We start from the raw sequence: 19,038 nt of genomic DNA, 5'->3' as shown, positions 1-19,038 counted from the left end.
GCCCCCGCCTGGATCAATTGTGAAACAAAACAAACCAGAGCCTAAGATGCCAGGTCCATGAAGTCTGCAGACTGCACCAGCGCCCACGGACTGAATATCTGCCACGCCTGCTCGCGAATGAACTGCCCGCGCAAGAACGGCGCGATACCTTGATCGATGTCTTGTGATGTCTGGGGTATGAGGCTCAACTGACTGAAACGTTGCATGCCGAACACCTCATCGACCAGCAGACCGGCGAACACATCGTTGTGCTCGACAACCAGCACCCGGCGCTGTTTGCGCGCGGGGGTCAGTTCGTGGCCGAAAAACCCGCATAAATCCATGAGTGGCAACAGTCGGCCGCGCAGATTGGCGATACCCGCCACCCAGAACTTCACGCCCGGCATCACTGCATGATGAGGCTCGTGAAGGATTTCGGCGATTTCGCCGATAGGTGCCACGAAGCGCTGCTCACCCATCCGGAAACCGATGCCGACCCAATCCTGCTGATGAGCTTCCTGCAGCGGCAGGCCCGCCGCCAGCGAACGACAGCGTCGATCCATATCAAGAAGCAGTTCAAAGGCAGTACGTGGCTCGGCCATGGCGATTCCGGCAATCAGCCGGCCAGCACCGCATTCAGGGTTTTCATCAGGGTTTCTTCATCCACCGGTTTGGTCAGGTAATCCCGCGCGCCCTGGCGTTTGCCCCAGACCTTGTCGGTCTCCTGATCCTTGGTGGTGATCATGATCACCGGGATCATGTTGGTGTCGGCATCCTTGGTCAGCTGACGCGTGGCCTGAAAGCCGTTGAGCCCGGGCATGACGATGTCCATCAGCACTGCATCGGGTTTTTCCTGACGGGCCAGAGCCACGCCATCAGCGCCATTTTCGGCCTTAAGCACTTCATGACCGTGCTTTTCCAGCATGCCGGTGAGTTTGTACATTTCAGTCGGCGAGTCATCGACGATCAATATTCGAGCCATGGGTATTCCCCGTCAGGTTACGAGCGTGCCACATCGGGCGCGGGCGTCATGATATGTGTTGTTCTGCTGCGACGAAGCCCGGCACATGAGCCTTGATCGCGCTGAGCAGTTCTTCCTTGCTGAAAGGCTTTGTCAAAAACTGATCGGAACCGACAATCCGCCCCTTGGCCTTGTCGAACAGACCGTCCTTGGAGGACAGCATGATGACCGGCGTGGACTTGAATGCGCGGTTGTTCTTGATCAGCGCACACGTCTGATAACCGTCCAGACGCGGCATCATGATATCTACGAATATGATTCGTGGGTGGTTATCGGCAATCTTGGCCAGCGCGTCGAAACCGTCTATCGCAGTGATGACTTCACAACCTGCGTTTTTAAGCAGTGTTTCGGCGGTGCGGCGAATGGTCTTCGAGTCATCGATGACCATGACTTTCAAGGCGGAGGCGTGTTGTTCCATAGCTGCTCTTCCATCGCCGCAGCGAATTTTTGCGCATTCTGCGAGGCACTGGGAGCCTGACGGTATCGCTTCATTGATCCCCAAGGATCGAAAACCGGATGCCGAGCCTTTTTAGCATACTCTCCAGACTCAATCCATAAAGCGCACCGTGGCGGGCCTGCCCCTTGACCCGGAGCAAACGGAACGCCACCCTGATGCCAATTTTACGGCCGTTGCGGCCCTTACCGATCAGAGGATATTGCCCATGAGCGTTCGCCTAGGGATTGTCATGGACCCCATTGAGCGCATTTCCTATAAAAAGGACAGCTCGCTGGCCATGCTGCTTGCCGCCCAGGAACGCGGTTGGTCACTGTTCTATATGGAACAGAAAGACCTGTATCAGAACGCCGGCCAGGCCCGCGCGCGCATGAAGCCGCTCAAGGTGTTTGCCGATCCGGCCAAATGGTTCGAGTTCGAAGCCGAAGTCGACGCAGGTCTCGACGACCTGGACGTGATCCTGATGCGCAAGGACCCGCCGTTCGACATGGAATTCGTCTACGCCACCTACCTGCTGGAGCAGGCCGAGCGCGCTGGCGTGCTGGTCGTCAACAAGCCGCAGAGCCTGCGTGACTGCAACGAGAAGCTGTTCGCCACGCTGTTCCCCCAATGCGCCCCGCCGACTCTGGTCAGCCGCCGCGCCGACATCATTCGCGAATTCGCCGAAAAGCACGGCGACGTCATCCTCAAGCCGTTGGACGGCATGGGCGGCGCGTCGATCTTCCGCCATCGGGCGGGCGATCCGAACCTGTCGGTGATCCTTGAAACCCTGACCGCTCATGGCACACAGCAAATCATGGCGCAGGGCTACCTGCCCGCCATCAAGGACGGCGACAAGCGCATCCTGATGGTCGATGGCGAACCAGTCCCGTATTGCCTGGCGCGCATCCCTGCCGCAGGTGAAACACGTGGCAACCTGGCCGCAGGCGGGCGTGGCGAAGCCCGTCCGCTGAGCGACAAGGACCGCTGGATCGCCGAGCAGATCGGCCCCACCCTGCGCGAAAAAGGCCTGTTGTTCGTCGGCCTCGATGTGATCGGTGAGCACCTGACCGAAATCAATGTCACCAGCCCGACCTGCATCCGCGAAATCGACAACGCCTTCGGCACCAATATTGGTGGGCTGCTGATGGACGCGATCGAGAAGAAGTTGCAGGCGCGCAAGGGCTGATCAACGACTGACGCCGCTGGCCACGGTTCAAACCGTGCGCCGCGGCGTCCCTTCGTCTGATCCGCAACAGAGCTTCGCCGTACATTGCGTTATCATGCGCCACCTGTAACACGACACGGATTTTGACATGCAGGCTGACGAGATGCTGAACCGCCAATGACATCCATGGCCAGAAACGACCTTCCCCTCGAACTCGCCAATGTGGGTGTGCGTCCTGCCGATCGCCTGGGCTTCACCATGATGATCGCGGCGCTGATCCACCTCGCGGTGATCCTTGGCGTGGGTTTCACCTATGTAAAGCCGGAGCAGATCTCGCAGACCCTGGAAATCACCCTCGCTACGTTCAAAAGTGAAGAAAAGCCTAAACAGGCGGATTTCCTGGCACAGGACGATCAGCAGGGCAGTGGCACGCTGGACAAGGCCGAAACGCTCAAGACCACCGAGCTGGCGCCGTATCAGGACACCAAGGTCAACAAGGTCACCCCGCCTCCGGCCAGCAAGCCGGTGGTCAAGCAGGAAGCGCCAAAGACTGCCGTCGCGACCACTGCGCCCAGCCAGCAGAAAACCGTCGCCAAGCGCGATGAAGTCAAGCCCGAGCCAACCACCAAGGCCGCACCGACCTTTGACAGCTCGGAGCTGAGCAATGAAATTGCCAGCCTGGAAGCCGAACTGTCGACCGAGCAGCAGCTTTATGCCAAGCGCCCGAAGATCCACCGCCTCAATGCGGCCTCGACCATGCGCGACAAAGGTGCCTGGTACAAGGACGACTGGCGCAAGAAGGTCGAGCGGGTCGGAAACCTGAACTATCCTGAAGAAGCGCGACGCAAGCAGATCTACGGCAATTTGCGACTTCTTGTGTCAATCAATCGCGACGGCTCGTTGTATGAAGTGCTGGTGCTTGAATCATCAGGGCAACCTTTGCTGGATCAGGCAGCACAACGAATCGTGCGTCTGGCGGCACCTTTTGCGCCGTTCACCGGCGATCTGGCCGACATCGACAGGCTGGAGATCATCCGCACCTGGAAATTTGCACGCGGCGACAAGCTGTCGAGTAATTGAATTTTTTGCAAACTGACACTCGACACGTACAAGTGTCAGTTGTCAGGCGCGCAAGGCAACGCCAAACTAGGACTCATGAAAAAAGTCTCCCCGAGTTATCTAAAGCACCAGTTCCTGATCGCCATGCCGCACATGCACGACGAGAACTTTGCTCAGACCTTGACCTACGTTGTCGAGCACAACGCCAATGGCGCAATGGGGCTGGTGATCAACCGCCCGCAAAGCCTGACCCTGGCGGATGTACTCGAACAACTGCGACCGGAGCTTCCTGCGCCCAAACGCTGCCAGGAAATCGCCATACATTCGGGTGGCCCGGTGCAGACCGATCGTGGCTTTGTCCTGCATCCCAGTGGCCAGACGTTTCAGGCCACAGTCAATCTTCCCGGCGGGATTTCGCTGTCGACCTCACAGGACGTGCTGTTTTCCATCGCCGATGGCTACGGGCCTGATCAAAATGTGATCACCCTCGGCTACGCAGGGTGGGACGCAGGCCAACTGGATGCGGAAATGGCCGATAATGCCTGGCTGACCTGCTCGTTTGACCCGGCCATCCTGTTCGATGTCGACAGCGAGCAGCGCCTGGATGCGGCAGCCAGACGCCTGGGCATCAATCTCAACCTCATATCGACCCAGGCAGGACACGCTTGATGGCCGCTTTACGGCTGCTGCTGGGGATTGATTACGGCACCAAACAGATCGGCGTTGCGGTCGGTCAAGCCATTACCGGTCAGGCACGTGAACTCTGTACGCTCAAGGCGCAGAATGGCGTGCCGGACTGGGACAAGGTTCAGGCACTGATCAACGAATGGAAACCTGACGCCATCGTGGTCGGCCTGCCGTTGAACATGGACGGCACGCCGAGCGACATGAGCGCGCGCGCGGAAAAGTTTTCGCGCAAGCTCAACGGCCGCTTTGGTGTAACCGTCTACACCCATGATGAACGCCTGACCACCTTCGAAGCCAAGGGCGAGCGCATGGCTCGCGGCGGCCAGAAAGGCAGCTACCGCGATAATCCGGTGGATGCCATTGCTGCTGCGCTTCTTCTGCAAGGCTGGCTGGACGAGCACCCCGAGCTGTTGAATGTGTGACTTTTTCTGCCTTTATCGCTTCGAGATACCCGGATTCCACGTTATCGCTTGAGCATTGCGCCATGGACCGACGCTGCCTGAGCCTCTAAGGAGAAACCATGAGCCTGCCCGATCCCGCCGAATTGATTCGTCAGATGGCCACTGACCTGAACGCTCACCTGAGCAAGCGCGGCATCAGCGACCCTCGTTTCATTGGTATCCGCACGGGCGGTGTATGGGTTGCCCAGGCGCTGCTCAAGGCACTGAACAACCCCGCTCCGCTCGGCACCCTGGACGTTTCGTTCTATCGCGATGACTTCAGCCAGAACGGCCTGCACCCTCAAGTGCGACCTTCGGACCTGCCGTTCGAAATAGAAGGGCAGCATCTGGTGCTGATCGACGACGTGCTGATGAGTGGTCGTACCGCCCGCGCCGCCCTCAATGAACTGTTCGATTACGGCCGCCCGGCCAGCGTCACGCTGGTCTGCCTGCTGGACCTGGACGCCGGTGAACTGCCGATCCGCCCGAATGTGGTTGGCGCGACTCTGTCGCTGGCACCCGATGAACGCATCAAGCTGTCCGGCCCAGAGCCGCTGGCGCTCGAACTTCAAGACCTCTCCACCGCCCTTTAAGAGTCCATTGCGATGACGCCTCTCGACGCCAAGCGCCCGCTGCAGCTCAACCATCAGGGCCAGCTGCGCCATTTTCTGTCTCTGGACGGCTTGCCCCGCGAGCTGCTTACCGAAATTCTCGACACCGCTGACTCGTTCCTTGAAGTCGGCGCGCGGGCGGTGAAAAAAGTCCCGCTGTTGCGCGGCAAGACGGTGTGCAACGTGTTCTTCGAGAACTCCACCCGTACCCGCACCACCTTTGAACTGGCTGCGCAGCGGCTGTCGGCCGACGTGATCACGCTGAACGTCTCGACCTCGTCCACCAGCAAGGGCGAAACGCTGTTCGATACCTTGCGCAACCTTGAGGCGATGGCCGCCGACATGTTCGTTGTGCGTCACGCAGATTCGGGCGCTGCGCACTTCATCGCCGAACACGTATGCCCGGATGTCGCGATCATCAACGGCGGCGATGGCCGCCACGCACACCCGACCCAGGGCATGCTCGACATGCTGACGATTCGTCGGCACAAGGGCGGCTTTGAAAACCTGTCGGTGGCCATCGTTGGAGACATCCTGCATTCACGGGTAGCGCGCTCCAACATGCTCGCGCTCCAGGCGCTCGGCTGCCCGGACATCCGCGTGATAGGGCCGAAAACCCTGCTGCCGGTCGGCGTCGAACAATATGGGGTGAAGGTCTACACCGACCTCAACGAAGGTTTGAAGGACGTGGACGTGGTCATCATGCTGCGCCTGCAACGCGAACGCATGACCGGTGGACTGCTGCCCAGCGAAGGCGAGTTCTACCGTCTGTTCGGCCTGACCACCGCGCGCCTTGCGGCCGCGAAGCCGGATGCGATTGTCATGCACCCCGGCCCGATCAACCGCGGCGTGGAGATCGAATCGGCAGTGGCCGACGGCGCGCATTCGGTGATTCTCAATCAAGTGACCTACGGCATCGCAATCCGCATGGCAGTGCTGTCCATGGCCATGAGCGGGCAAAACGCACAACGTCAATTCGAACAGGAGAACGCCCAGTGAAGCTCAGCATCCTCGGCGCTCGCGTCATCGACCCGGTCAGCGGGATGGATCAGGTTACCGACCTGCATGTTGAAGCAGGCAAGCTCACCGCTATCGGTGCCGCCCCGGAGGGTTTCGAGCCCACCCAGATCATCGATGCTGCCGGACTGGTCGCAGCACCCGGTCTGGTCGACCTCAACGTGTCCCTGCGCGAGCCGGGCTACAGCCGCAAAGGCAGCATCGCCAGCGAAACCCGCGCGGCGGTGGCAGGCGGCGTGACCAGCCTGTGCTGCCCGCCGCAGACCAAACCGGTGCTAGACACCTCGGCGGTGGCCGAACTGATTCTGGACCGCGCCCGTGAAGCCGGTTTCAGCAAGGTGTTTCCTGTCGGCGCACTGAGCAAGGGCCTGGAAGGCGAACAACTGGCAGAGCTGATCGCCCTGCGCGACGCTGGCTGCGTGGCGTTCGGCAACGGTCTGAGCAGCTTCAGCAACACCCGTACGCTGTGCCGGGCGCTGGAATATGCGGCCACCTTCGACCTGACGGTGATTTTCAATTCGCAGGATCGTGATCTGGCCGAAGGCGGTCTGGCGCACGATGGCGCGACGGCGGCGTTTCTGGGTCTGGCGGGCATCCCCGAGACGGCCGAGACAGTGGCGCTGGCTCGCGACCTGTTGCTGGTCGAGCAAAGCGGTGTGCGCGCACATTTCAGCCAGTTAACCAGTGCGCGTGGTGCGGCGCTGATTGCCCAGGCGCAGGCACGTGGTCTGCCAGTGACAGCGGATGTGGCGTTGTATCAGTTGATTCTGACTGACGAGGCGCTGATCGACTTCTCCAGCCTCTATCACGTCCAGCCGCCACTGCGCACTCGCGCAGACCGCGATGGCCTGCGTGAAGCGGTGAAGAGCGGTGTCATTCAGGCGATTTCCAGCCATCACCAGCCACATGAGCGTGACGCCAAGCTGGCGCCATTCGGTGCCACGGAACCGGGAATCAGCAGCGTTGAGCTGCTGCTGCCGCTGGCCATGACGCTGGTGGATGACGGCCTGCTCGACCTGCCGACCCTGATCGCCCGCCTGAGCAGCGGCCCTGCCGCCGCCTTGCGCCTGCCAGCCGGCAAGCTCAGCGCAGGAGCGCCAGCGGATATCGTGCTGTTCGACCCTGCCGCCTCGACGGTTGCGGGCGAGACCTGGCTGTCAAAAGGCGAGAACTGCCCCTTCATCGGCCACTGCCTGCCCGGCTCGGTACGCTATACGCTGGTGGATGGACGGATCAGCTACAGCCGTTGAGGCACTACGCTCAGACCAACGAAGGAGAGCGAGACCTCTGTAGGAGCGGACCGGGCGACGCTTCGCTTGTCCGCGAAGACGGTGTGTCAGTCGATGTATTCTCGGCGATCATAAAGACCCCTTCGCGAACAAGTTCGCTCCCACGCCCTTCGGCCAGAGGCTTTAATGATGAGGCTTCTGTAGGAGCGGACTTATCCGCGAAGACTGTAATTCAATCGATGAACTTTTGGTGAATGTAACGGCCCTTTCGCGAACACGTTCGCTCCCACGCCCTTCGGCCAGAGGCTTTAATGATGGGGCTTCTGTAGGAGCGGACTTGTCCGCGAAGACTGTAATTCAATCGATGAACTTTCGGTGAATGTAACGGCCCTTTCGCGAACAAGTTCGCTCCCACACCCTTCGGCCAGAGGCTTTAATGATGGGGCTTCTGTAGGAGCGGACTTGTCCGCGAAGACTGTAATTCAATCGATGAACTTTCGGTGAATGTAACGGCCCCTTCGCGAACAAGTTCGCTCCCACGCCCTGCGGGCAGAAGCCCTGACGCTCTGCGTCCGCCGCTGAGCAAGCCTCACCCGCGCTGGGCGTTCTTCATCGAGATCTGGTCATTCAGGGTCCAGAAGTCATACAGAATCCCCAAGAGAAACAACCCGCCCGTGCACAGGTAGATAATGCCGGTGATCCACTTGCCCTGATACATGCGGTGTACACCAAACAGGCCCAGGAAGGTCAGCAGGATCCACGCCAGGCTGTAATCGGTGGAACCCGAGGTAAAGCGCAGGTCGGCTTCGCGGTCCATCGAAGGGATCAGAAACAGGTCAATCAGCCAGCCGATACCAAACAGACCGAACGTGAAGAACCAGAGGGTCCCGGTCACCGGCTTGCCGTAGTAAAAGCGATGCGCCCCCAGGAACCCGAAAATCCACATCAGGTAGCCCATGACCTTGCTGTGCGTGTCCGAACGATAGGCGTTCATTTTTACCCTCTTTGCGCTGATAGAAAAAAATACATAACAAATTTGTGACTTGGTTTCCCTCTTCCGACGTATGGCACACGAGGCGGTTTTATGCCGCCAAGCCCTTGTCGTTAAAGGGATTAGCAAGAAAAAAGAAAGAGTCTGTCGCATAAAACGCAATGATACCAGTGTGATGCGCTCGACAAATGGGGTCAGATTTTCCGAAAAAGCTGTTATAAAGTTGCGCGCTGACCACTACGAGCCCTGCCGAATGCGTCCTTTTTTCAAGACATGGCTAACCATTTGCCTTTTTATGCCACTGGCCGCCCACGCCACCAATCGTGAGCAACAACTTCCTGCGAGCTTCACGGGCTACACCGCCAAAAGTCACTCTTCACCGGCACTCGCGACTCGCAATGCACCTCAGGAAGCCACACCAGTATCCGTTCACCCCAAAAATGCCCGCGCCTCCAAGCCGGTTTCACGCAAGAACGCCAGCAAGGCCACCTTGCAGGCGTCGGCTGCTGTACCTGCCAAGCAGGGCAATGCCGTCGTGAAACGCGCCTTGCAGGCTGTCGGTACGCCTTACCGCTGGGGCGGCACCACGCCCGGCAAGGGACTGGACTGCAGCGGGCTGGTCAAATATGCCTACACGGATGTCCGTGAGGTCGACCTGCCACGCACCTCCAATGCCATGGCCCAGGGTCATGGTCAGACGGTGGATCGCAAGGATCTGAAACCCGGTGACCTGCTGTTCTTCAATATCAAGAGCCGCAACATCAACCACGTCGCCATTTACCTGGGCGACAACAAGTTCGTTCATGCGCCGCGCCGTGGCAAGGCCGTAACTGTCGATACGCTGAACAAACCGTATTGGAACAGTCACTACAAGATCGCCAAGCGTGTGTTGCCCAAGCAACCCGGACAGATGCGTGTGGTTCAGCGCTGATCCTGGCGTGAATCTGCGGTCCGCAAGCCGCATCTGAAAAAAGGGGTCTTGAACGCGTTCAAGACCCCTTTTTCGTTCCTGCAGCCTCCCTGCGATCAGAAGTTATCCGGCACCTTGGCGCGTTCGCGCGCGCTTTCGCGGGTGATCAGCCCCTTCTTCACCAGATCGGCCAAGCACATGTCCAGCGTCTGCATGCCCAGCGAACCGCCGGTCTGGATAGACGAATACATCTGCGCCACCTTGTCCTCGCGAATCAGGTTACGGATGGCCGGGGTGCCCATCATGATTTCATGCGCTGCCACGCGTCCGCCGCCGACCTTCTTGAGCAGCGCCTGCGAAACCACGGCGTGCAATGACTCGGAGAGCATCGAGCGAATCATCGATTTTTCCTGAGCCGGAAACACATCGACGATCCGATCGATGGTCTTGGCTGCTGAAGTGGTGTGCAGCGTGCCGAATACCAGGTGACCGGTTTCAGCGGCGGTGAGCGCCAAACGAATGGTCTCCAGATCACGCATCTCACCGACCAGAATCACGTCCGGGTCTTCACGCAACGCCGAGCGCAGCGCCTCCGAGAAACCCAGTGTGTCGCGGTGCACCTCGCGCTGGTTGACCAGGCACTTCTTCGACTCGTGAACGAATTCGATCGGGTCCTCGATGGTCAGGATGTGGTGATGCTTGTTGCAATTGAGGTAGTCAATCATCGCCGCCAGCGTCGTCGACTTGCCTGAGCCGGTCGGCCCGGTGACCAGAATCAGGCCGCGTGCCACGTCGGTAATCTTCCGAAACACACTGCCCATCCCCAAGTCTTCCATGCTCAGGATTTTCGAGGGAATGGTACGAAACACCGCGCCTGCGCCGCGATTCTGGTTGAAAGCGTTGACCCGAAACCGCGCCACGCCCGGCACTTCGAAAGAAAAGTCGGTTTCCAGCCGTTCTTCGAAGTCCTGCCGTTGCTTGTCGTTCATGATGTCGTAGATCAGCGCCTTGACCTCTTTGGCGTCCAGCGGGGGCAGGTTGATACGCCGCACATCGCCGTCGACGCGGATCATCGGTGGCAGACCTGCAGAGAGGTGCAAGTCCGACGCGCCCTGTTTGGCACTGAAGGCCAGCAGCTCGGTAATATCCATACAGCTCCTCAATCACATAGAATGCCGCAGACTTTAGCCCTGCTGGCGCAAATCAATGTCCACGATAGCAGCGAACATTTCAACGCTCGAACAACGAATTCGCGACGCAGCCCTCGCCGCCAACCGCGAACCGGCGTCCGTCGGCCTGCTGGCGGTGAGCAAAACCAAGCCCGCCGGCGACCTGCGTGAAGCTTACACCGCAGGCTTGCGCAACTTTGGCGAAAATTATTTACAGGAAGCATTGGGCAAACAGCTCGAACTGAGCGACCTGCCCTTGTGCTGGCACTTCATCGGCCCCATTCAATCGAACAAGACGCGCGCTATCGCCGAGAACTTCGCCTGGGTACATTCCGTGGACCGCCTGAAAATCGCCCAACGCCTGTCCGAGCAACGCCCCGAGGCGCTTGAACCACTGAACATCTGCATTCAGGTGAACGTCAGTGGCGAAGCCAGCAAGTCGGGCTGCTCGCCTCAGGACCTGCCGGCACTGGCCGCCGCCATCATCGCCCTGCCGCGACTGAAGTTGCGTGGCCTCATGGCGATCCCCGAGCCCACAGACAACCCTGCTGCTCAGCATGCCTCGTTCGCCGCTGTGCGCACGTTGCAGGAGCAATTGAACCTGGCGCTCGACACACTTTCCATGGGCATGAGCCACGACCTGGAAGCCGCCATTGCACAAGGCGCAACCTGGGTGCGTATCGGCACAGCTCTCTTTGGCGCCCGCGACTATGGCCAGCCATAACCTTCCCCATAAGGACCCCTTCATGAGCAAGACTCGTATTGCCTTCGTCGGTGCCGGAAACATGGCTGCCAGCCTGATCGGCGGCCTGCGCGCCCAAGGCGTGGACGCGGCACTGATCTGTGCCAGCGCGCCGGGTGCCGAAACCCGCGAACGCATCGCCAACGATCATGGCATCCAGGTATTTGCCGACAACGCCGAGGCGATCAAGGGCGCTGATGTGGTGGTAATGGCGGTCAAGCCGCAGATGATGAAAAACGTCTGCCAGGCGTTGAAGTCCAGCCTCGAAGCCAATCAGTTGATTGTTTCGGTCGCAGCCGGCATTACCTGCGCCAGCCTGACTCAATGGCTTGGCGATCAGCCGGTGGTGCGCTGCATGCCCAATACCCCATCACTGCTGCGTCAGGGTGCCAGCGGGCTGTATGCGACCGACAAGGTCACTGCCGAACAACGCGAGCAGGCCGAGCAACTGCTGTCGGCCGTCGGTGTGGCAGTCTGGGTCGAGCAGGAAAAACACATGGACGCTGTAACAGCGGTGTCCGGCAGTGGCCCTGCGTACTTCTTTTTGATGATGGAAGCGATGACCGCGGCAGGTGTAAAACTGGGCCTGCCGGAAGACATCGCGAAAAAGCTGACCCTGCAAACCGCACTGGGCTCGGCACTGATCGCGACCGGCAGTGATGTGGGTGCGGGCGAGCTGCGTCGTCGTGTCACCTCGCCGGGCGGGACCACCGAGGCGGCCATCAAGGCATTTCAGGCAGGCGGCTTCGAAGCACTGGTGGAAACGGCACTAACTGCCGCAGATCACCGTGCAGCCGAGCTGGCTGAGCAACTGGGCAAATAATTTTCGGGTTTTCTGGAGCAGATCGATGATCGGATTGAACACCGCTGCAATTTACGTCCTGCAAACGCTTGGCAGTCTTTACCTGCTGATCGTGCTGTTGCGCTTTGTGCTGCAACTGGTGCGGGCCAATTTCTACAACCCGCTGTGCCAGTTCATCGTGCGCGCCACCCAGCCGCTGCTCAAGCCGCTGCGGCGCATTATCCCAAGCCTGGGCGGGCTGGACATGTCTTCGCTGGTACTGGCGATCATCGTGCAGATGATCCTGATGGCCCTGACCCTGCTGCTGATGTTCGGCACCACGGGCGATCCGCTGCACCTGCTGCTCTGGTCGATCATCGGCGTCACCGCACTGTTCCTGAAGATATTCTTCTTTGCCCTGATCATCAGCGTGATTCTGTCTTGGGTAGCACCGGGTAGCAGCAACCCCGGCGCAGAGCTGGTCAACCAGATCTGTGAACCCGCCTTGGCACCGTTCCGCAAGATTGTCCCGAACCTGGGCGGGCTGGATATCTCGCCGATCCTCGCATTCCTGGTGCTCAAGCTGCTGGACATGCTGGTCATCAACAACCTCGCCGCCATGAGCGGCATGCCGGATGTGCTGCGGTTGCTGATGTAAGCACTCTTGTTCCACGCTGGAGCGTGAGGAACGATAACCTCAACTATCGTGCGACGCTCCGGCGTCGCATGCCGTTCTGGACGCTCTGCGTCCTGTCCCGAGGTGCAGCTGATTTGTGCCTCACAACATCGCTTATTGCCGCTGCACCCCGCGGTCTTTAGACTTACGCCTCATTTATGCGAGAGCAGGGTCGATGCCCACGGTATTCCCTCACGATTCTGTCGGACTGGTCACACCACAGACGGCGCACTTCAGCGAGCCTCTGGCGCTGGCGTGCGGTCGTTCGTTGCCGGCCTATGACCTGATTTACGAAACTTACGGTCAGCTCAACGCCGCACGCAGCAATGCCGTGCTGATCTGCCACGCGCTGTCCGGGCATCACCATGCTGCAGGCTTCCACAGCGCCGATGACCGCAAACCGGGCTGGTGGGACAGTTGCATCGGCCCTGGCAAGCCTATCGACACCAACACGTTCTTCGTCGTCAGCCTCAACAACCTGGGCGGCTGCAACGGCTCTACCGGCCCGAGCAGTATCGACCCGGACACCGGCAAGCCGTTTGGCGCCAACTTCCCGGTGGTGACCGTGGAAGACTGGGTCAACAGTCAGGCCCGGCTGGCGGATCTGCTCGGCATCGACACGTGGGCAGCGGTCATTGGCGGCAGTCTGGGTGGCATGCAGGCACTGCAATGGACCATCAGCTACCCGGATCGCGTGCGCCATTGCCTGGCAATCGCCTCGGCCCCCAAGCTGTCGGCACAGAACATCGCGTTCAACGAGGTGGCACGTCAGGCCATTCTCACCGACCCTGAATTCCACGGTGGCTCGTTTCAGGAGCGCGGTGTGATCCCCAAACGCGGCCTGATGCTGGCACGGATGGTCGGGCACATCACCTACCTGTCGGATGACTCGATGGGCGAGAAATTCGGCCGTGGTCTGAAGAGCGAAAAACTCAACTACGACTTCCACAGCGTCGAGTTTCAGGTCGAGAGCTACCTGCGTTATCAGGGTGAAGAATTTTCCGGGCGTTTCGACGCCAATACCTACCTGTTGATGACCAAAGCGCTGGACTACTTCGACCCTGCCGCCAACTTCAACGATGATCTGGCAAAGACCTTCGCCAATGCCACCGCCAAATTCTGCGTGATGTCGTTTACTACCGACTGGCGCTTCTCGCCGGCCCGCTCGCGGGAACTGGTTGACGCACTGATGGCCGCGCGCAAGGACGTCTGCTATCTGGAAATCGACGCACCTCAAGGCCACGACGCCTTTCTGATCCCGATTCCGCGCTACTTGCAGGCTTTCGGTAATTACATGAACCGAATTTCGTTGTGAGGACGTCATGAGAGCCGATCTGGAAATCATTCAGGAATGGATTCCCGCGGGCAGCCGCGTGCTCGACCTTGGCTGCGGTGACGGCGAATTGCTGACCTGGCTGCGTGACCACAAGCAGGTCACCGGTTACGGACTGGAAAACGACGCTGCCAACATTGCCGAGTGTGTCGCCAAGGGCATCAACGTCATCGAGCAGGACCTCGACAAAGGGCTGGGCAACTTTGCCAGCAACAGCTTCGATGTCGTGGTCATGACCCAGGCCCTGCAAGCTGTGCATTACCCGGACCGAATCCTCGACGAGATGCTGCGCGTCGGGCGTCAGTGCATCATCACCTTTCCGAACTTCGGTCACTGGCGCTGCCGCTGGTATCTGGCGAGCAAGGGCCGCATGCCGGTGTCCGAATTCCTGCCGTATACCTGGTACAACACGCCGAACATCCACTTCTGCACCTTCGGCGATTTCGAAGAACTGTGCCGTGAACGCGATGCAAAGGTGCTCGACAGGCTGGCCGTCGATCAACAGCATCGCCACGGCTGGGCTAGCAAACTCTGGCCCAACCTGCTCGGTGAAATCGGCATCTACCGGGTCACCAGCCCAGGGCTGACGGACCACAGGATTGCCGTTTAACCGACCGTTTTCAAGCACCACGACAGGCCAACCATGAACCTCACACAACTCGTACTGGCCAGCCACAATGGCGGCAAACTCAAGGAACTCCAGGCCATGCTCGGCGGCAGCGTAACGCTGCGCTCGGTCAGTGAGTTCAGCCTGGTAGAGCCGGAAGAAACCGGCCTGTCATTCGTCGAGAATGCAATCCTCAAGGCACGCAACGCCGCGCGTCTGTCCGGCCTGCCTGCGCTGGCCGACGACTCGGGGCTGGCGGTGGACTTTCTCGACGGTGCGCCGGGTATCTATTCCGCACGCTACGCCGAGGGCAAGGGCGATGCCGCCAACAACGCCAAGCTGCTGGAAGCGCTCAAAGACGTGCCGGACGAGCAGCGTGGCGCACAATTTGTCTGCGTATTGGCACTGGTGCGTCACGCCGACGACCCGCTGCCGATTCTGTGTGAAGGCCTGTGGCATGGGCGCATCCTGCACGCAGCCAGCGGCGAACACGGTTTTGGCTACGATCCGCTGTTTTGGGTACCGGAGCGCAATTGCTCCAGCGCCGAACTCGGCCCGAGCGAGAAAAACCAGCTCAGCCATCGCGCTCGCGCCATGGTCCTGTTGCGGCAACGCCTGGGTCTGCAATGACCCACGATTCGCCTGCGCAGCCGCTGTTTCTCGGCGAGAGCGGTTTCTCGTCAGAAAGCCCACGCCCTGCGCTGCCGCACCTGCCACCGCTGTCGCTGTACATCCATATTCCGTGGTGCGTGCGCAAATGCCCGTACTGCGACTTCAACTCGCACACTGCCAGCCCGGTGCTGCCGGAACAGGAATACGTCGACGCCCTGCTCGCCGACCTGGACCTGGACCTGCCGCACGTCTACGGCCGCGAGCTGCAATCGATCTTCTTTGGTGGCGGTACGCCGAGCCTGTTCAGCGCCGATGCGCTGGGGCGCCTGCTGCAAGGCGTCGAACAGCGCATCCGCTTTGCCAGCGATATCGAGATCACGCTGGAAGCCAACCCCGGCACCTTCGAGCAGGTCAAGTTCAGCGCCTATCGCGGCCTGGGCATCAATCGACTGTCGATCGGCATTCAGAGCTTTCAGGAATCCAAACTCAAGGCGCTGGGCCGCATTCACAATGGCGACGAAGCAATTCGTGCCGCCGATATGGCGCGTCAGGCTGGTTTCGACAACTTCAACCTGGACCTGATGCACGGCCTGCCGGATCAGTCCCAGGACGAGGCGCTGGCCGATCTGCGCCAGGCCATTGCCCTCGCGCCGACCCACCTGTCCTGGTATCAACTGACCCTGGAGCCCAACACGGTGTTCTGGAATCAGCCACCGGTGCTGCCCGAAGACGACATTCTTTGGGACATTCAGGAAACCGGACAGCAGTTGCTGGCCACTCATGGCTACGCGCAGTACGAAGTGTCAGCTTATGCACAGCCCGGAAAACCGGCGCGGCATAACCTCAACTATTGGGCGTTCGGTGATTTCATCGGCATCGGCGCAGGTGCACACGGCAAGCTGAGCCACCCGGACGGGCGCATCATGCGCACCTGGAAAACCCGGCTGCCCAAGGATTACCTGAACCCGGACAAGCCGTTTCAGGCCGGTTCCAAGCTGTTGCCGCTGGATGAATTGCCGTTCGAATTCCTGATGAACGCACTGCGACTGACAAATGGTGTGGACGCTGCGTTATTTCGCGAAAGAACCGGTCTAAGCCTCGATTCGCTGGCCGAGGCGCGTCGACAGGCTGAACAAAAGGGGTTGCTGCACCAGGACCCGACACGCCTGATCGCCACGCCACAAGGCCAGCTGTTCCTCAACGACCTGCTGCAATACTTTCTGATCTAAGGACCCTGCATGGATTTCGTACTCGATTTGCTCGCCACCGTCTCGCGCTGGAGCCGCAGCAATCTCTCGGAAATCGCGCTCGCGCTGGTGGGCTGCCTGCTGGTGCTGTTCGGCTCGGACATCAAAGGCTGGCTGGAACAGCGAATCAGCGGCATTACCGGTGCCCTGCGCATCCCGCTCATCGCCCTGCTGTGCGCCGTGGGCAGCGGCGCGGCGCTGATCTATGCCACGCCTTGGGTAGTGCGCGGCCTGAGCCAGTTCAACAACTACAGCCTGGCACCGGTGCTGTTGGTGGTGCTGGTGCTGATCGGGGTAATTGCGGACCGCAAGTAAGCGCTGCTTTTTCAAACGCAGCAAAAAGCCCGGCATCTCTGCCGGGCTTTTTAGTGTTGCCGATGCAGATCAAGGCACCAGTTTGTCCAGCAACGCCTTGTCACGCACCGCGCCCTTGTCAGCGCTGGTCGCCAGCAGGGCGTAGGCCTTGAGGGCGGTGGTCACTTTGCGTGGACGCGACTCGACAGGTTTCCAGCCTTTCTTGTCCTGTTCGGCGCGGCGCTCGGCCATTTCCGCATCGTCGATCAGCAGGTTGATCGAGCGGTTGGGGATGTCGATCAGCACTTTGTCGCCATCGCGCACCAGACCGATCGCTCCGCCTGCCGCCGCTTCCGGTGAGGCGTGACCGATGGACAGGCCGGACGTACCGCCCGAGAAGCGGCCGTCAGTCAGCAGTGCGCAATCCTTGCCCAGCCCTTTGGACTTCAGGTACGACGTCGGGTAGAGCATTTCCTGCATGCCCGGACCGCCTTTCGGGCCTTCGTAACGGATGATGACGATATCGCCAGCCTTCACTTCGTCAGCAAGAATCCCGCGTACTGCGCTGTCTTGGCTTTCGAAGATTTTGGCGTTGCCTTCGAAAACGTGAATCGACTCGTCGACACCGGCAGTTTTCACTACGCAGCCATCCAGCGCGATGTTGCCGTACAACACGGCCAGGCCGCCTTCTTGCGAATAAGCGTGCTCTACGCTGCGGATGCAGCCGTTTTCACGGTCATCATCCAGACTGTCCCAACGGGTCGACTGGCTGAACGCGGTCTGCGTCGGGATGCCCGCCGGGCCTGCCTTGAAGAAGGTGTGCACGGCCTCGTCGTCAGTCTGGGTGATGTCCCATTTGGCGATGCCTTCGGCCAGGGTCTTGCTGTGCACGGTCGGCAGGTCGGTGTGCAGCAGGCCGCCACGGGCCAGCTCGCCAAGGATGCTGAAGATCCCGCCAGCGCGATGCACGTCTTCCATGTGGTACTTCTGGATGTTCGGCGCGACCTTGCACAGCTGTGGCACCTTGCGCGACAGACGGTCGATGTGGCGCAGGTCGAAATCGATCTCGGCTTCCTGAGCGGCGGCCAGCAAGTGCAGGATGGTGTTGGTCGAGCCGCCCATGGCGATGTCCAGCGTCATGGCGTTTTCGAACGCCTTGAAGTTGGCGATGTTGCGCGGCAACACCGAATCGTCGTTTTCCTTGTAGTACTGACGGCACAGGTCAACGATGGTGCGGCCAGCCTGCAGGAACAGTTGCTCGCGGTCGCTGTGGGTGGCGAGAGCCGAGCCATTGCCCGGCAACGCCAGGCCCAGTGCTTCGGTCAGGCAGTTCATCGAGTTGGCGGTGAACATGCCGGAACACGACCCGCAGGTCGGACAGGCGCTGCGCTCGTACTCGGCGACTTTTTCGTCACTGGCGGTCGAGTCAGCAGCGATGACCATCGCATCGACCAGATCCAGGCCGTGGCTGGCCAGTTTGGTCTTGCCCGCTTCCATTGGCCCGCCGGAGACGAAGATCACCGGAATGTTCAGGCGCAACGACGCCATCAGCATGCCCGGGGTGATCTTGTCGCAGTTGGAAATGCACACGATGGCGTCGGCGCAATGCGCATTGACCATGTACTCGACGGAGTCGGCAATGATCTCGCGGCTCGGCAGCGAATAGAGCATGCCGTCGTGGCCCATGGCGATGCCATCGTCGACCGCAATGGTGTTGAATTCCTTGGCCACGCCACCGGCGCGCTCGACTTCACGCGCGACCAGCTGGCCCATGTCCTTGAGGTGGACGTGGCCGGGTACGAACTGGGTGAAGGAGTTGGCGATGGCGATGATCGGTTTCTTGAAGTCTTCGTCCTTCATGCCCGTGGCGCGCCACAGGGCACGGGCGCCGGCCATGTTGCGGCCGTGGGTGGACGTTTTCGAGCGGTAATCAGGCATTGAAACACTCCGGCAAAAATAAGGCTGATCAGGAAGGGAGTGAGCTTCTATTGACGTCGCGAACGAGCGGCAGTGACCGCAGGCAGCGAAGAAA

Annotated in this window: 22 protein-coding genes; 16 read left to right on the top strand and 6 right to left on the bottom strand. The window is 60.1% G+C overall.

Annotation, left to right across the window (positions count from 1 at the left end):
* Positions 1-41: 41 nt before the first annotated feature.
* The 3 genes from RYA97_RS00580 to pilG are packed head-to-tail and all read right to left on the bottom strand — an operon-like array spanning position 42 to position 1,418.
* Positions 42-581 (bottom strand): chemotaxis protein CheW, encoded by a 540-nt coding sequence (locus RYA97_RS00580; protein WP_002551740.1) that lies wholly within the window; start codon positions 579-581, stop codon positions 42-44.
* A gap of 14 nt (positions 582-595) precedes the next feature.
* Positions 596-961, bottom strand: a complete 366-nt coding sequence (gene pilH, locus RYA97_RS00575) for a twitching motility response regulator PilH (RefSeq protein ID WP_002551739.1) — start codon at positions 959-961, stop codon at positions 596-598.
* 46 nt (positions 962-1,007) lie between these two features.
* Complete coding sequence (gene pilG, locus RYA97_RS00570; RefSeq protein WP_002551738.1) at positions 1,008-1,418, bottom strand: twitching motility response regulator PilG; 411 nt, start codon at positions 1,416-1,418, stop codon at positions 1,008-1,010.
* 244 nt (positions 1,419-1,662) lie between these two features.
* On the opposite strand from pilG, the gene gshB reads away from it, so the two are divergent.
* The 7 genes from gshB (at position 1,663) to RYA97_RS00535 (ending at position 7,665) form a co-directional block, all read left to right on the top strand.
* Positions 1,663-2,622, top strand: coding sequence for a glutathione synthase (gshB, locus tag RYA97_RS00565; RefSeq protein WP_117140117.1), 960 nt, complete (start codon positions 1,663-1,665; stop codon positions 2,620-2,622).
* A gap of 156 nt (positions 2,623-2,778) precedes the next feature.
* The gene (locus tag RYA97_RS00560) at positions 2,779-3,681 is read left to right on the top strand and encodes an energy transducer TonB (RefSeq protein WP_016982509.1); all 903 of its coding nucleotides are present in this window, start codon (positions 2,779-2,781) and stop codon (positions 3,679-3,681) included.
* Between the two features lie 75 nt (positions 3,682-3,756).
* A complete protein-coding gene (locus RYA97_RS00555; protein ID WP_002551735.1) occupies positions 3,757-4,329 on the top strand; it encodes a YqgE/AlgH family protein in 573 nt (190 codons plus the stop codon).
* Complete coding sequence (gene ruvX / locus RYA97_RS00550) at positions 4,329-4,769, top strand: Holliday junction resolvase RuvX (protein ID WP_002551734.1); 441 nt, start codon at positions 4,329-4,331, stop codon at positions 4,767-4,769. Before RYA97_RS00555 ends, ruvX begins: the two co-directional genes overlap by 1 nt.
* Before the next feature lie 98 nt (positions 4,770-4,867).
* A complete protein-coding gene (pyrR, locus tag RYA97_RS00545) occupies positions 4,868-5,380 on the top strand; it encodes a bifunctional pyr operon transcriptional regulator/uracil phosphoribosyltransferase PyrR (RefSeq protein ID WP_057422021.1) in 513 nt (170 codons plus the stop codon).
* 12 nt (positions 5,381-5,392) lie between these two features.
* Positions 5,393-6,397, top strand: coding sequence for an aspartate carbamoyltransferase catalytic subunit (locus tag RYA97_RS00540; RefSeq protein WP_004666454.1), 1,005 nt, complete (start codon positions 5,393-5,395; stop codon positions 6,395-6,397).
* Positions 6,394-7,665 carry a dihydroorotase gene (locus tag RYA97_RS00535; RefSeq protein ID WP_117140116.1) on the top strand — a complete coding sequence of 424 codons (1,272 nt, stop codon included), beginning with the start codon at positions 6,394-6,396 and terminating at the stop codon, positions 7,663-7,665. Before RYA97_RS00540 ends, RYA97_RS00535 begins: the two co-directional genes overlap by 4 nt.
* A gap of 568 nt (positions 7,666-8,233) precedes the next feature.
* Here RYA97_RS00535 and RYA97_RS00530 read toward each other — a convergent pair.
* The gene (locus tag RYA97_RS00530) at positions 8,234-8,638 is read right to left on the bottom strand and encodes an NINE protein (protein WP_004666455.1); all 405 of its coding nucleotides are present in this window, start codon (positions 8,636-8,638) and stop codon (positions 8,234-8,236) included.
* 250 nt (positions 8,639-8,888) lie between these two features.
* Between RYA97_RS00530 and RYA97_RS00525 the strand changes: the two genes are divergently transcribed.
* Positions 8,889-9,566: a C40 family peptidase gene (locus RYA97_RS00525; protein ID WP_002551729.1), complete on the top strand. Its 678-nt coding sequence runs from the start codon at positions 8,889-8,891 to the stop codon at positions 9,564-9,566.
* Positions 9,567-9,661: 95 nt separating this feature from the next.
* Here RYA97_RS00525 and RYA97_RS00520 read toward each other — a convergent pair whose 3' ends face one another.
* A complete protein-coding gene (locus tag RYA97_RS00520; protein WP_002551728.1) occupies positions 9,662-10,696 on the bottom strand; it encodes a type IV pilus twitching motility protein PilT in 1,035 nt (344 codons plus the stop codon).
* 55 nt (positions 10,697-10,751) lie between these two features.
* Here RYA97_RS00520 and RYA97_RS00515 point away from each other — a divergent pair, with 55 nt between their 5' ends.
* From RYA97_RS00515 to RYA97_RS00480, 8 genes are all read left to right on the top strand, one after another.
* Positions 10,752-11,438 carry a YggS family pyridoxal phosphate-dependent enzyme gene (locus RYA97_RS00515; RefSeq protein WP_005743062.1) on the top strand — a complete coding sequence of 229 codons (687 nt, stop codon included), beginning with the start codon at positions 10,752-10,754 and terminating at the stop codon, positions 11,436-11,438.
* Between the two features lie 22 nt (positions 11,439-11,460).
* Positions 11,461-12,279, top strand: coding sequence for a pyrroline-5-carboxylate reductase (gene proC / locus RYA97_RS00510; protein ID WP_005743063.1), 819 nt, complete (start codon positions 11,461-11,463; stop codon positions 12,277-12,279).
* 25 nt (positions 12,280-12,304) lie between these two features.
* Entirely contained in the window at positions 12,305-12,895 is a 591-nt protein-coding gene (locus tag RYA97_RS00505) for a YggT family protein (protein ID WP_004666457.1), read from the top strand.
* Between the two features lie 193 nt (positions 12,896-13,088).
* The gene (locus RYA97_RS00500; protein WP_002551724.1) at positions 13,089-14,228 is read left to right on the top strand and encodes a homoserine O-succinyltransferase MetX; all 1,140 of its coding nucleotides are present in this window, start codon (positions 13,089-13,091) and stop codon (positions 14,226-14,228) included.
* 7 nt (positions 14,229-14,235) lie between these two features.
* A complete protein-coding gene (metW, locus tag RYA97_RS00495; protein WP_002551723.1) occupies positions 14,236-14,856 on the top strand; it encodes a methionine biosynthesis protein MetW in 621 nt (206 codons plus the stop codon).
* A gap of 33 nt (positions 14,857-14,889) precedes the next feature.
* The gene (gene rdgB / locus RYA97_RS00490) at positions 14,890-15,483 is read left to right on the top strand and encodes an RdgB/HAM1 family non-canonical purine NTP pyrophosphatase (RefSeq protein WP_005743064.1); all 594 of its coding nucleotides are present in this window, start codon (positions 14,890-14,892) and stop codon (positions 15,481-15,483) included.
* Positions 15,480-16,694: a radical SAM family heme chaperone HemW gene (gene hemW / locus RYA97_RS00485; protein WP_003366127.1), complete on the top strand. Its 1,215-nt coding sequence runs from the start codon at positions 15,480-15,482 to the stop codon at positions 16,692-16,694. The genes rdgB and hemW overlap by 4 nt, the downstream gene beginning before the upstream one ends.
* A gap of 9 nt (positions 16,695-16,703) precedes the next feature.
* Entirely contained in the window at positions 16,704-17,027 is a 324-nt protein-coding gene (locus RYA97_RS00480; RefSeq protein ID WP_002551720.1) for a DUF3392 domain-containing protein, read from the top strand.
* 69 nt (positions 17,028-17,096) lie between these two features.
* Here RYA97_RS00480 and ilvD read toward each other — a convergent pair whose 3' ends face one another.
* On the bottom strand, positions 17,097-18,944 hold the full coding sequence (gene ilvD, locus RYA97_RS00475; protein WP_003422455.1) for a dihydroxy-acid dehydratase: 1,848 nt from the start codon (positions 18,942-18,944) through the stop codon (positions 17,097-17,099).
* Positions 18,945-19,038 lie beyond the last annotated feature (94 nt).

Source organism: Pseudomonas syringae group sp. 26L6, from assembly GCF_032587815.1.
Lineage (GTDB): Bacteria > Pseudomonadota > Gammaproteobacteria > Pseudomonadales > Pseudomonadaceae > Aquipseudomonas > Aquipseudomonas amygdali.
The sequence above is the reverse complement of the archived record's forward strand: the minus strand, read 5'-3'. Positions and strand labels throughout refer to the sequence as shown.

Coding starts and splice junctions, on each gene's coding strand:
- ruvX (WP_002551734.1), top strand. CDS start 4,329: ATGGCCGCTTTACGGCTGCTGCTGGGGATTGATTACGGCACCAAACAG.
- pilH (WP_002551739.1), bottom strand. CDS start 961: ATGGCTCGAATATTGATCGTCGATGACTCGCCGACTGAAATGTACAAA.
- RYA97_RS00500 (WP_002551724.1), top strand. CDS start 13,089: ATGCCCACGGTATTCCCTCACGATTCTGTCGGACTGGTCACACCACAG.
- RYA97_RS00525 (WP_002551729.1), top strand. CDS start 8,889: ATGCGTCCTTTTTTCAAGACATGGCTAACCATTTGCCTTTTTATGCCA.
- rdgB (WP_005743064.1), top strand. CDS start 14,890: ATGAACCTCACACAACTCGTACTGGCCAGCCACAATGGCGGCAAACTC.
- RYA97_RS00560 (WP_016982509.1), top strand. CDS start 2,779: ATGACATCCATGGCCAGAAACGACCTTCCCCTCGAACTCGCCAATGTG.
- RYA97_RS00580 (WP_002551740.1), bottom strand. CDS start 581: ATGGCCGAGCCACGTACTGCCTTTGAACTGCTTCTTGATATGGATCGA.
- RYA97_RS00505 (WP_004666457.1), top strand. CDS start 12,305: ATGATCGGATTGAACACCGCTGCAATTTACGTCCTGCAAACGCTTGGC.
- RYA97_RS00515 (WP_005743062.1), top strand. CDS start 10,752: ATGTCCACGATAGCAGCGAACATTTCAACGCTCGAACAACGAATTCGC.
- RYA97_RS00530 (WP_004666455.1), bottom strand. CDS start 8,638: ATGAACGCCTATCGTTCGGACACGCACAGCAAGGTCATGGGCTACCTG.
- gshB (WP_117140117.1), top strand. CDS start 1,663: ATGAGCGTTCGCCTAGGGATTGTCATGGACCCCATTGAGCGCATTTCC.
- RYA97_RS00520 (WP_002551728.1), bottom strand. CDS start 10,696: ATGGATATTACCGAGCTGCTGGCCTTCAGTGCCAAACAGGGCGCGTCG.
- proC (WP_005743063.1), top strand. CDS start 11,461: ATGAGCAAGACTCGTATTGCCTTCGTCGGTGCCGGAAACATGGCTGCC.
- metW (WP_002551723.1), top strand. CDS start 14,236: ATGAGAGCCGATCTGGAAATCATTCAGGAATGGATTCCCGCGGGCAGC.
- ilvD (WP_003422455.1), bottom strand. CDS start 18,944: ATGCCTGATTACCGCTCGAAAACGTCCACCCACGGCCGCAACATGGCC.
- pyrR (WP_057422021.1), top strand. CDS start 4,868: ATGAGCCTGCCCGATCCCGCCGAATTGATTCGTCAGATGGCCACTGAC.
- RYA97_RS00480 (WP_002551720.1), top strand. CDS start 16,704: ATGGATTTCGTACTCGATTTGCTCGCCACCGTCTCGCGCTGGAGCCGC.
- hemW (WP_003366127.1), top strand. CDS start 15,480: ATGACCCACGATTCGCCTGCGCAGCCGCTGTTTCTCGGCGAGAGCGGT.
- RYA97_RS00540 (WP_004666454.1), top strand. CDS start 5,393: ATGACGCCTCTCGACGCCAAGCGCCCGCTGCAGCTCAACCATCAGGGC.
- RYA97_RS00555 (WP_002551735.1), top strand. CDS start 3,757: ATGAAAAAAGTCTCCCCGAGTTATCTAAAGCACCAGTTCCTGATCGCC.
- pilG (WP_002551738.1), bottom strand. CDS start 1,418: ATGGAACAACACGCCTCCGCCTTGAAAGTCATGGTCATCGATGACTCG.